We start from the raw sequence: 10,747 nt of genomic DNA on the forward strand, positions 1-10,747 counted from the left end.
GAAGTCGTGACGGGACGCAGCGGGCCTCACCCTGCGCGTCAGCCGCTCGCGGGGTGCCAGGGGATCTCGGCCCACACTTGCTTGCCGCCGCTGAGCGGCACCGAGCCCCAGGCCATCGTCGTCGCCTCGACGATGAGCAGCCCGCGACCGCCGGTCGACTCCCAGCTCACCGACACCGGTTTGACGGGGCTGCGCGGCGACGCGTCGTTTACGGCGATCCGCAGCCGGTCCGCCGACAGGGTCAGATCCATCCCTACTTCGCCCTGCGTGTGCGCGGTGGCGTTGGTGACCAGCTCGGACACGACCAGCAGAGCTGCGTCGAGTTCCTCCACCACTCCCCAGGACCGCAGGGTGCGCGCGGTGAAGCGGCGCGCGTGCTTGACCGCGTTGGGCAGCCGCCACACCGTCCAGTGGCTCCGCATCGGCCGGCCCTGTGTGCCGTCGTAGCGCAGCAACAGCAACGCCACATCGTCGTCGCGACGGCCCATACCGACGACCAACTCGTCGGCGACCCGTCCGGCGTCGACCGGGTTGGCCGCGGCGAGCACATCGCACACCCGCCGCATGCCCTCCTCCAGAGGCAGCCTGGCGGACTCGACCAGGCCGTCCGTCAGCAGAATGAGCAGGGTGCCGGGGACCAGCCCCGCCTCGGTCATGGGGAATTCGGCATCGGCAAGCACTCCCAGTGGAGGCCCGCCCTCGACCGCCATCTCCTCGGTCATGCCGTCGGGATGGCGCAGTATCGGCGGTAGATGGCCGGCCCGTACGACTCTGGCGATGCCCTCCTCCATGTCCAAGTCCACATACCCACAGGTGGCGAATAGATCGGTCTCCATGCCAACGAGCAGACGGTTGGCCCGCGCGACCACCACATCGGGCGGGTGGCCCTCCACCGCGTAGGCCCTGACCGCCGTACGCATCTGGCCCATGATGGTGGCGGCTCCCGCGCTGTGCCCCTGTACATCCCCGATGACGAACGCCACATGACCGTCACTGAGCGGAATGACGTCATACCAGTCGCCGCCGACCTCGAGTCCAGCCGTCGCGGGCAGGTAACGGGCTACAGCGACCCCGCCCGGCAGCTCCGGGAGCTTACGGGGCAGCAGACTGCGCTGGAGCATGGTGGCGAGTTCGTGGCCCGCGTCCAGTGCGTGGGCGCGCACCAGCGCCTGCCCCACCAGCCCCGCGGTCGCGGTCAGCAGCGACCGCTCCTCCGGTCCGAACCGGTGCTCCGCGTCCCACCCCACCAGACACACCCCTACCATCCGGCCGTCGGCGGGCAGCGGCAGCACCGCGAGACCACCGGGCCCGACGCCCAGAAGACCGGGCTCGAGAGCCGCGCCCGGCGGCCACAGACTCATGTGCCCCCCACGCAGCGCGCTCTGCAGGGTGGGCAGGTTGCTGAGCGACGCGTCGGGCCACTCGGACCGCCATTCCGAGCGCCAGACCTCGGGCCAGGCATCGGGCTCCGGAGGGTCGAGGGCGGTGACTATGAGCCGCTCGGGCTCCAGTTCGCCGACCGCGACCCGGGAGGCGCCGAGCGGCTCGCGCAGGGCGGCGACCACCAGCCGGCTGACCTCTCGGACGGTCGCCGCTCCCGCCAGAGTGGCCGACAGCCGCTGCACGAGGGAGACCTCGTCGGCGCTGGGGCGCAGATAGGTGGCATCGGCCACCACACCAAGGACGCGCTGCGGCGTGCCATCGGAGTCCACCTCCACGCGGCAACGCAGCCCCAGCCAGCGCAGCTCGCCGTTCGGGCGGCGGATACGGAACGCCAGCTGCTGTCCGGCGGCGGCCAGCCGGTCCGGCTCCACGATCGCCATCAGTGCGGGCATGTCGTCGGGGACGGCGCAGGCAAGCAGGGTCTCCACGTGCCCGTCGAACTGTTCGGGAGGCAGAGCGAGCAGTTCCAGCACATGCGCGTGGGCCTCCATGCGGCCGGTGCTCAGTTCCAGGATGAACGCGCCGCCTTGGTGAGGCATCAGGGACTGACCCAGATGCGCCTGCGGGGCTTTGCGCCCGGCGAAGCGAGCGGCGACCGATTCGAGTCCGGCGGCCACCTGATCGGCGTAAAGCTCCAGAAGGCTGCGGTCGTCGGCGCTGAAGCCGTCCCCGGCCTCCCCGGCGACGATCAGGCACCCGAGCTCCTGGTCGCCGTGTCCCAGTGGCAGCGCCCCCAGTGAGATCCTGGCCGGCGAGTTGGGGTCACCGTCCCGGACCCGGGTGGGGAAGTGGTGGGGATCATCCTCGATGAACGTGGCGAGTTCCTTGGGAGTCAGCCACAGCGGGCGGCCGGAGCGGAAGGCATTGGCGGCGGGCGAATGGCTGGCCACGGCGAGGATCGCGGGCAGTCCGTAGAGGACGCCGCGGTTTCCGGTCAGCTCGGCCAGATGGAGTTCCCTGCCCTGGTCAGCGACCACATAGACAGCGGCAAGCTCAGCCCCGCAGAACGCAAAGCGACGACTGGTCACTGTCTGTATCACCTCCTCCCGGAGGGCATCCCGCCGACGTCCTCTCTCCATGCTGTCGCGCCCGGGACCGTCCCGGCGAGTCGGAACTCAGGCCGAAGGGCCGGTGCCGCCTAGACACGCTGCGTGGACCATGCCGTGACGGGGCGGGTGCGGCCACTGTTGGCGTACGGCGATCAAGGCGTGGGTGCCTGGGGGCAAAGCGGGGCGGCGCCCGCGAGAACCAGGCCAGTCCTGGTAGCAGACCGGAACGATCGCCTGTGATGTCCTTGCGAACGAGTGCGCCGCCCAGGTAGTGCGGTCCCTCGGTGGCAGGCCGGAGGCGGACCCCAGAGACGCCGCAGCAAGGTTGATCGCCTTGAAGGGAACACCCGGCACCAGGCGGAGCAGCAGCATGCTCAGGTCTTCCGCGAGTGGAAACGGCTGGCGCTGCGGGCCGTGGTCGACACGGTGTCGGACCGACAGGTCTGCGACCACATTGCGACCACCATGGCTCCGGACGCACGAAAGGCCGCCCTCTCGAAATTGAGAGAACGGCCTCCGACCTGCGTTTCCGCACAGTCGGGACGACAGGATTTGAACCTGCGACCCCTTGACCCCCAGATAGCTGGGTCGGAGGAAAAATCATGACATACGCCTTAATCTCAGGGCGCACAGCGTGCACATACGTACCTGCCGTGCACCCACCGACGTGGGCGCTGGTCCCCAACTGGTCCCCAAGGGGCGCCACCTGGCTCTCGGGATCGCCCCCCGTCACAGATGGGCGCCAGGCGGAAAGCGGCTCAGGGAGCGGAGTGACGCCGCGTCCGTTCGGCTCGGCGTCGCAGGTCGCGGATGACCTCATACCAACGCCAGGAGCCGTCCCAGTCGCAGTCCTCGTGCCCGCCGGGCTCCCAGTCCGCGAGCTCGTCTCCCGGCTGCGACGTTCAGCAGGGGCGCGAGAAGGCCGACCGCGCCGCCTCCACCCGCGCGCGGATGACGCACTCGGCCACGTGGTCGTTGACCAGCCCCATCGCCTGCATGAACGCGAACACGGTGGTGGGTCCGACGAACTTCCAACCCCGCTTCTTCAGGTCCTTGGACAAGGCGACCGAGGCCGGTGAGGTGGAGACCGTCTGCGGTGGGGCGACCTCGTCCGGGCCGGGTTCGCTGCGCCAGAAGAAGGCGGCCAGCGAGCCCTCCTCGGCGGCCAGGTCGACCGCTCGGCGCGCGTTGTTGACGACTGCCTCGATCTTGCCCCGATGACGGACGATCCCCGCGTCCTGGAGGAGCCGGTCCACATCTGCCTCGGTGAACTCCGCGACCAAGTGGAAGTCGAAGCCGGCGAACGCCTTACGGAAGTTCTCCCGCTTGGCCAGGATGGTGCGCCAGCTGAGCCCCGACTGGAAGCCCTCCAGGCTGATCTTCTCGAAGAGTCGCCGGTCGTCGCCGACGGGGTAACCCCATTCGCTGTCGTGGTCCAGGAACTCGGGGGCGCCGCCCGCCCATCCGCATCGCGGTTCGCCGTCAGGGGCGATGAACAGGGTCATGGTTCAGGCCGCCAGGAACGCGAGCCGCGGGTCGGTGGAGTTCGGGGCGATCTCGATGATCTCGGCCGAGACGACCTCATGGGCGACGAACGGATCGGCCGCGACCCGCTCCCGCAGCTCGTCGAGGGTCGTGTCATGGGCGAGTACGGCACCGCCCTGACCGGGCTGGAGGCTGCCGACCAGCAGGAAGACCCCGTCCTGCACTCCTTGGTGGATCCATTCCTGATGGCCTGCCATGTGCTGCGGAGCCTGGTTCTTGTTGGCTGCGAAGCGGAGGATGACGACGAACACGGGGGTCTCCTTCGGCTGTTGGGGCATGGGATCGGCCGGCTCAGCGCATGGAGCGCGGCGCCGGGCCGGCTGCGAGGCGCTCGTCCAGCCAGGTGTGGAGGCGGTCGACCTCTCGCTGAACGAACCGTTCGTCGTGGAAGGCGTTGGACAGGGTCGCCACGCCCTGGCTGAAGGCCAGGATGTGCATCGCGAGGTCGTCCGCCTCGACGGAGAATCCGAGCTCCTCGAACTGTGTCCGGAGCCATGTCCGGAACAGGTCGAAGACGGCGACGGCGCGGGGCCGTGCGGGATGATCCAGTTTGGCGAGTTCGTTGGTGAGGGTTCCGACCGGGCAGCCGAAGTCCTGGATGTCCGCACCGTTGGTGATGACGATCCCCACGAACCGTCGCACCCGCTCAGCGGGATCCGACTCGTCCCGCTGCCAATCCGCGAGCATTGCGCGCGTGCTCTGGAGCCGGACCTCGATGACCGCACCGAGGATGTCGTCCTTGGTTTTGAAGTGGTGGTAGAAGTTGCCCCGCGAGATGCCCACCGCCTGGGCGATCGCCGCGAACGACGTGTGCTCGAACCCCTGCTCGTAGAAGAGCCGGTTCGCAGCATCGACGATCTGCGCCCGCGTGCCCGTGCTGCCAGCCACCCCACGACCTCCCGGCCTCCACCCCGTCCTAGGACACGCGTCCTAAGTGCGGGAGCCACTCTAGGACGGGCGTCCTAGGCAATGTCAAGGCCGACCTCGGACGGCCGGTGCTCAATGCCAAGACCCGCAACAGTCGGCCCGAGGAGGCGACACGACGACGCCTTGGAGCAGTGATGCGCTCCAAGGCGTCGTCGGTGGTGGTCATTCGCAGGTCAGGTCCGGGCGAGCGCCGCGGCGCCGAAGGAAACGTCGAACCGGTCGCACCGGATGCTGACACTCGAGCACTTCGACCGTCGAGGTCTGAGGGCAGCGGGTAGTTCTGGTCTCCACGTACTGCCCGCCGTCGAAGACGTCCCAGGCCGCCTTGCCCCCATGAGGGTGCCTCACCCGGATGAGGCGGCCTTACCGCAGTCCGGCGTTCACTTGGGCGGCAGGCCGGCGGCGAAGGCCCGGCCCGTAGCGATCCACTCGGTCAGGGGCCCGTCCTCCACGAGGGCGGAGGCGTCCACGACGACCCAGCCGCGCATCGGCCGGCCGGTGAAGTCGAAGATCCTCGCACCGGGGCGCGCGAGGGCGCCGGCCGCGGCCTCCGGACCGACGCGGACCATCAGATCGTCGCCGGTCACGCCCACGGCCATGTTGCCGTTGCACAGGAACACGAGACAGCCGAACATGCGCTTCTCCGTGATGGCCCGGTCCTCCCCCAGACGGTCCCGGATCCGCTCGGCCAGTCCTTCGTCGTACGCCATGTCGTTCCGCCCTCCGCATGTGCCGCTACGGCCCGCTCAGCCGCTGCTCCAGGTCCCTTAGGTCCTTGACCAGCGAGGATCGCACCTTGCGTGCCATGAACGGCGCCGCGAGACCGTACAGACCGGAGGCGTCACCCTGTACGCGGATGCGGGCCAGGGTGCCGCCGTCCGGGGTCGGGGTGAAGGTATACGTCACGTGCATCGGCATCGGGCCCACGACCGACACCATGTCCAGCAGCCGCGGAGGCTCGTCGGCGGCGACGCGGAGCACGTAGTCGATCCGCTTGCCCAGGAAGTACGCGGTCCGCGTCACCTCGGCACCGATCCCGAAGCCGCCGCCGTCGGCCTGGCGGGTCAGTTCCGCCGTACGGATGCCCTGTGTCCACTCCGCCTCATGGCGCCAGTCCATCGCGAAGGCCGCGACCTCTCGCACGGCAGCGGGATCACCCGCTCCGCCGTCACGTCGATGCCCATGCGCCACCCGCCTCAACCCCGTTCCGGTGTCCCCTCCATCGACCCACCCCGGCCCGGCACCGGCAACCGGACGCAAGCCGTCGCGCGCTCGGGGCCACTGCTGCTCGGCCGCCGGCTACTGCACCCCGGCCAACGCCGCAGAAGCCGTGGCACTGGCGCGCGCGGGCGCCGGTGTGCTGTCCTGGGAGGGCCTTTCAGGGAGGCGCCATGCGTTTCGTCACCGTGGAGAAGCAGCCGCTGCGGCCCGGGGTATTGATGCCCGCGAGGGATCTGGCGGTGGCGTGGGGCCTGATCGTGGTGATCGCGGCGCTGGCCTGGGTGATCACGCTCGGGCAGGCCCGGGACATGGGGATCGAGCCGGGCACGATGGGGATGGCGCTGCCGCTGTTCCTGCTGCTGTGGCTGGCGATGATGGCGGCGATGATGCTGCCCTCGGTGGCCCCGGTGGCGGTGACCTGGGCCAGGGGCATCGCCCGGCAGTCGAGCGGGATGACGAGGGCGGTGCGGACCGCCGAGTTCCTCGGCGGGTACCTGCTGGCGTGGACGGCGTTCGGGTTGCTGGCGTACGGCGGGCTGGCGCTCACCGGAAGCCTGGTCGACCGCGACCCGCAGGCCGGGAAGTGGATCGGCGCGGCGGCCTTCGCCCTGGCGGGGTTGTACCAGCTGGGGCCGTTGAAGTACGTGTGCCTGCGGCACTGCCGCAGCCCAATGACCCAGCTGATGCGGTATGCGGGCTTCCGGCCGCCGGTGCGCGACCTGCGGGTGGGGCTGCACCACGGCGGGTACTGCGTGGGCTGCTGCTGGGCGCTGATGGTGGTGCTGGTGCCGCTCGGGGTGATGAACGTGGCGGCGATGGCCGCGATCGCAGTGCTGATCTTCCTGGAGAAGCTGTGGCGGCGCGGCCCGGTGATGGCCCGGGTGACGGGCGTGGCGTTTCTGGTGCTGGCCGTGCTGGCGCCGTTCCAGGACTGGCTGCTGCCGGCACTGACTCCGAGCGGGATGACGACGATGTGATCAGCGGTGGTGCTCGCGCCACATGGCCCGCCGGCTGCCGTAGAAGCCGGCGCTGGAGACGCAGAACGGTACCGCGTAGTTGACCGCGACCCGGATCCAGGTGACGGCGGTGGCGGTGCCGGCGAAGAGCACCGATCCCTGGTTGACCAGGGAGAGCAGGGTGCCGACGACCAGGGAGATCGGGATGCACTTGGCCAGTGAGGCGTGCGAGAAGACGGTGCCGAGCAGAGGCGGAGGAGGCCCTTGCGGCCTCCTCCGCGGTGCGGCGGCGCGGTTCACATGCGCCCCTTGGGCGCCCCCGCCGCCGCCTCGCTGCTGAAGACGAAGTCGGCCTTCTCGCCGTAGCCCGGTTCGAATTCCAGGCCGAAGGCGGACGAGGTGCCACTGGTACGGCCGATCTCGTACTCGGGGGCGAAGCCGAACAACGCGTTCTTGACCGTGGTCGGTGTGTCGTCGGCGCCGAGCAGCGGCTCGTACGTCAGCCGGGTGTGCTCGGCGACGCTCGCGCCCGGCTTCTCACCGTCGGTGAGCGAGACCTCGCCACGTTCGGTGCCCACGAATTCTCCGATGAACTGTGCGAGTTCACCCATCATTCCGCCCTCGCTGCCGGACAGGATCCGGCCGAGCGCATCGGCCTGCTGGTCGCTGGCGCCGCTGTCGATGACGACCCCGACCTTCCAGTCGCCGGCCGTCAGGTGGGAGGGGAAGTGGAAGTAGAAGGCGAAATCGACCCCGGAGAGGTCGCTGTCGTCCAACCGCCCGTCGGCGATGTGGAACACCGCCGCGCCCCGGCACTCGGTGCCGCCGTGCCTGTCCCTCGGCTGGGCATCGACACTGCAGCCGCAGATCACGGCACACGAGCAGCTGACCAGGTACTGCCCTGAGATGGTGTACATGGAACCGGTTTCCTCTCGCTCGAGGACCCCGTCGTCCGGCTCTTCCGGACGGCGTCGGGGGCTGGGTAGGTCGGTGGTGAGCGGGAGGTGGGCATGGTGGTGGGCTCCGTTCCGCGGGATCGGTCGGGGAGCGCCGGTACTCTCACGCTAGGCGTGCTCGATATGATCTGTAAACCGTCCGGTGCCGTCGCCGGGTGTCTCGATCGCCGGAACGTCGCCCTACGGCAGGTCACGGATGCGCGGCCGGCCAGCGGGCGACAGAGGGCATCGTCCAAAGCGCCACCCCAGGGCCAGCTCAAACCTCGGGTGCCGGGCACGGCGGGCAGGGCCCGCTCATGGTGGCACATGGTGCTGCTCCGGGTGCAGGGTGTGAGCCGACTGGTCTCACGGCCTCTTCTGAGGCGGTGCCCTCCAAGGTCCGGTCGTCGAGGTCCTCTCAGGGGGCGAGCAAGGGTTCGAACGTCTGGCGGGAGATCTGCTCGGCATCGGCCTGGGAGACGACACGGCCGGGCACCTCCGGATGCGCTTTCATCCAGGTCCGTGCCGTCTCGTCGCTGGTGAAGAAGTTCAACGCGTCGCAGCAGGCCGTGTCCGCCGGTCCGCCTCCGGCCCGCTGGCCGACGAACACCACGGTGCTCGCGGGTTCCCAGTTCAGGATGCCGGCGGTGGCAGTGACCTCTACGGTTTCGCCGGTCACGGGGTCGGTGGAGGAGATCACCACGTCCTGGTCGAGCATGGCGGGGATGCCGAGTGCGTCGATCGCGCACATCGACCACACGTCCGCGCCTTCCGCGATACGGACCCGGTGGCGGGTGGGGGTGGCGGAGAAGGGGTACGCGGCACGGATGCGCCCCTGCTCGTCCAGGGTGAGGAAGTCCTCCTCGGCCAGCTCCGCCAACACCGCGCCGACACTCCGGCCGGCCTCCGCGGCGACCGCTGCCAGAGTCTCCTGGCCGGGTGCGTTCCCGGTCGCGCCGAAGGAACGCAGCACCCGTTGGTGCACCGCCCGCAGGCCCCTCTCCTCGGGCGCGCGGCGCCCACGGCCGGCCCTGCCGACGACGTCCAGCGGCTGCGGGGCACAGCAGTCCGAGGCTGCGCTGCCCGCGTACGTGGATGTCCCGGCCAGTGCCTGGCGCATCGCGGCCTCGCTCGGCACCCCGGAGACCGGGCCGTCCGCGTCCCGGTACAGGCGGCAGGACATGCTCGGCGTGGCTCCGGGCGGCGCGAAGGGGTCGGTGCCGTCGATCAGGATCGTCGGCGAGCCGTTCATGCCCCGCCGGGCGGCCTCCGCCTCATCGGCCACTTCCACCAGCTCGACCTCGGCCTCCCGGCCGGCCAGGGCGGCCTGGACCCGTTCCACCGCGGGCCGCGCGTTCGGGCAGTCCACCACCGTCAGAACCGTGATCCGCATCTCGCCCTGCCCTCCTCGCCGTCACCTGGCATACGGCGACCGTAGACCTTCCAGTGCACTGGAAGGTCAAGGGCTAGCCTGGAGGCATGCGCATCGGCGACCTCGCCGCCCGCACCGGGCTGACGACCAAGACCATCCGCTTCTACGAGAACAGCGGCCTGCTGCACCCGCCGCCCCGCACCCGAGGCGGCTACCGCGACTACCCGGAACAGGCCGCCACCCGGCTCGCCTTCATCCGCGATGCCCAGCACGCCGGCCTCACCCTCGCCGACCGGGCCGCCCACATCGATCCCGCCGCCTGCGGCGCGGACGACATCTGCACGATCCTCACCCCCGAGCGGCCCCGGGTGACCCGGGCAGGGTGAGCTGCCCGCAGTGGAAGGAGAAGTGCCGGGCCGGGTAGCGGTAGAGGTCGGCGACGGTCATGACGTCCTTGAAGAAGGGATCCCACCGGCACGGGTAGTGCATGCGCAGCGCCAGATGGGCCGGCGACTCCGCGTCGACCCGGCGGTGCAGGTCGGCGATGACACGGTCGAACAGCCGCGCCATCCGCCGCCGCCCGCACAGCCGGGCCCCGCCCACCGGGCCCAGGTAGTTGACGAGGTCGAACGGAGCGGTCGCCGCATCCAACAGCCGCGCGAACGTTCGGCTCGCTCCCAGCGGGAGCCGCCCGAAGCAGGCGAAGACGACGAGCAGCGGCCGGACGAGCAGGAAGCCGAACAGCATGGTCGGGTAGCCGGAGGGATTCGCACCCTCCGGCTCCCACAGAGTGAAGTAGGCCGCCGACGAGGTGCCCGTGGTTCGGGTCCTTTTCCGACGGCCCCTTCCCGAACGGTACGGGCCAGTTTCCCGGCATACCGCTCTCCAGTGATCATTTCCGGGTGGTGGCTGTAACCCGTCCCGCGTGGATGTCCTGATGGCAGCGTTCGCAGACCACGAGTGTCTTGCGTTTGCGCTTGGCCATCAGGCGCACCCACGGCGGCCGTTCCGGCCGTCCTGGCTTGTTGAGATCGGCGAGTTTGCGGACGTGATGGACTTGTAGCCTGGTACGTCCTTCGCACATCTCGCACTGCCCGGCAAGGAGCCGGTGGATCAGCTCATTTCGCCGGGCGGTGGCCATGACAGGCCGGAGGTCGGTAATGACGGCGGTGCGCTGGCGTTTGAGCGGCAGGGCTTCGGCGTAGTCGCATGACGCCCGGTTCGTGGTGGTCCGTCAGGTCAGCGACGGGGCCCGGAACGTGACAGGCACGGCTTCCTAGATCATGGAGTTCTCTACGC

General features: G+C 69.9%; 12 protein-coding genes and 1 pseudogene. 2 read left to right on the forward strand and 11 right to left on the reverse strand.

Annotated features, from left to right (window positions below):
* Positions 1–38: 38 nt before the first annotated feature.
* The 6 genes and pseudogenes from J7F03_RS35560 to J7F03_RS35585 form a co-directional block, all read right to left on the reverse strand.
* On the reverse strand, positions 39–2,522 hold the full coding sequence (locus J7F03_RS35560; protein WP_214956908.1) for a SpoIIE family protein phosphatase: 2,484 nt from the start codon (positions 2,520–2,522) through the stop codon (positions 39–41).
* 872 nt (positions 2,523–3,394) lie between these two features.
* The gene (locus tag J7F03_RS35565; RefSeq protein ID WP_214956910.1) at positions 3,395–3,997 is read right to left on the reverse strand and encodes a DNA-3-methyladenine glycosylase I; all 603 of its coding nucleotides are present in this window, start codon (positions 3,995–3,997) and stop codon (positions 3,395–3,397) included.
* Between the two features lie 3 nt (positions 3,998–4,000).
* Positions 4,001–4,288, reverse strand: coding sequence for a YciI family protein (locus J7F03_RS35570; RefSeq protein ID WP_214956912.1), 288 nt, complete (start codon positions 4,286–4,288; stop codon positions 4,001–4,003).
* Between the two features lie 40 nt (positions 4,289–4,328).
* Positions 4,329–4,925, reverse strand: a complete 597-nt coding sequence (locus J7F03_RS35575) for a TetR/AcrR family transcriptional regulator (protein ID WP_214956915.1) — start codon at positions 4,923–4,925, stop codon at positions 4,329–4,331.
* Positions 4,926–5,344: 419 nt separating this feature from the next.
* Positions 5,345–5,674, reverse strand: a complete 330-nt coding sequence (locus tag J7F03_RS35580) for a TfoX/Sxy family protein (RefSeq protein WP_214956917.1) — start codon at positions 5,672–5,674, stop codon at positions 5,345–5,347.
* 25 nt (positions 5,675–5,699) lie between these two features.
* Positions 5,700–6,148 (reverse strand): annotated as a pseudogene (locus J7F03_RS35585) (SRPBCC family protein).
* Between the two features lie 207 nt (positions 6,149–6,355).
* On the opposite strand from J7F03_RS35585, the gene J7F03_RS35590 reads away from it, so the two are divergent.
* Positions 6,356–7,162, forward strand: coding sequence for a DUF2182 domain-containing protein (locus J7F03_RS35590; protein WP_214956919.1), 807 nt, complete (start codon positions 6,356–6,358; stop codon positions 7,160–7,162).
* On the opposite strand, the gene nrtS is transcribed toward J7F03_RS35590, so the two are convergent.
* The 3 genes from nrtS to merB form a co-directional block, all read right to left on the reverse strand.
* Positions 7,163–7,441 carry a nitrate/nitrite transporter NrtS gene (gene nrtS, locus J7F03_RS42465; protein ID WP_214956922.1) on the reverse strand — a complete coding sequence of 93 codons (279 nt, stop codon included), beginning with the start codon at positions 7,439–7,441 and terminating at the stop codon, positions 7,163–7,165.
* Positions 7,438–8,058 carry a DUF1326 domain-containing protein gene (locus tag J7F03_RS35600; RefSeq protein WP_214956924.1) on the reverse strand — a complete coding sequence of 207 codons (621 nt, stop codon included), beginning with the start codon at positions 8,056–8,058 and terminating at the stop codon, positions 7,438–7,440. The genes nrtS and J7F03_RS35600 overlap by 4 nt, the downstream gene beginning before the upstream one ends.
* Positions 8,059–8,494: 436 nt before the next feature.
* Positions 8,495–9,469: an alkylmercury lyase family protein gene (merB, locus tag J7F03_RS35605; RefSeq protein ID WP_214956926.1), complete on the reverse strand. Its 975-nt coding sequence runs from the start codon at positions 9,467–9,469 to the stop codon at positions 8,495–8,497.
* Positions 9,470–9,555: 86 nt separating this feature from the next.
* Here merB and J7F03_RS35610 point away from each other — a divergent pair, with 86 nt between their 5' ends.
* Complete coding sequence (locus tag J7F03_RS35610; protein ID WP_214956928.1) at positions 9,556–9,834, forward strand: MerR family transcriptional regulator; 279 nt, start codon at positions 9,556–9,558, stop codon at positions 9,832–9,834.
* Here J7F03_RS35610 and J7F03_RS35615 read toward each other — a convergent pair.
* Together J7F03_RS35615 and J7F03_RS42835 are read right to left on the reverse strand one after the other, a co-directional pair.
* Entirely contained in the window at positions 9,797–10,195 is a 399-nt protein-coding gene (locus J7F03_RS35615) for a DinB family protein (protein ID WP_214956930.1), read from the reverse strand. The genes J7F03_RS35610 and J7F03_RS35615 overlap by 38 nt on opposite strands.
* A 145-nt stretch (positions 10,196–10,340) precedes the next feature.
* Positions 10,341–10,589 (reverse strand): hypothetical protein, encoded by a 249-nt coding sequence (locus J7F03_RS42835; protein ID WP_374104437.1) that lies wholly within the window; start codon positions 10,587–10,589, stop codon positions 10,341–10,343.
* Between the last annotated feature and the right edge of the window lie 158 nt (positions 10,590–10,747).

Source organism: Streptomyces sp. ISL-43, assembly GCF_018614195.1.
Classification (GTDB): domain Bacteria; phylum Actinomycetota; class Actinomycetes; order Streptomycetales; family Streptomycetaceae; genus Streptomyces.

Coding starts and splice junctions, on each gene's coding strand:
- J7F03_RS35560 (WP_214956908.1), bottom strand. CDS start 2,522: ATGGAGAGAGGACGTCGGCGGGATGCCCTCCGGGAGGAGGTGATACAG.
- J7F03_RS35565 (WP_214956910.1), bottom strand. CDS start 3,997: ATGACCCTGTTCATCGCCCCTGACGGCGAACCGCGATGCGGATGGGCG.
- J7F03_RS35580 (WP_214956917.1), bottom strand. CDS start 5,674: ATGGCGTACGACGAAGGACTGGCCGAGCGGATCCGGGACCGTCTGGGG.
- J7F03_RS35590 (WP_214956919.1), top strand. CDS start 6,356: ATGCGTTTCGTCACCGTGGAGAAGCAGCCGCTGCGGCCCGGGGTATTG.
- J7F03_RS35600 (WP_214956924.1), bottom strand. CDS start 8,058: ATGTACACCATCTCAGGGCAGTACCTGGTCAGCTGCTCGTGTGCCGTG.
- merB (WP_214956926.1), bottom strand. CDS start 9,469: ATGCGGATCACGGTTCTGACGGTGGTGGACTGCCCGAACGCGCGGCCC.
- J7F03_RS35610 (WP_214956928.1), top strand. CDS start 9,556: ATGCGCATCGGCGACCTCGCCGCCCGCACCGGGCTGACGACCAAGACC.
- J7F03_RS35615 (WP_214956930.1), bottom strand. CDS start 10,195: ATGCTGTTCGGCTTCCTGCTCGTCCGGCCGCTGCTCGTCGTCTTCGCC.
- J7F03_RS42835 (WP_374104437.1), bottom strand. CDS start 10,589: ATGGCCACCGCCCGGCGAAATGAGCTGATCCACCGGCTCCTTGCCGGG.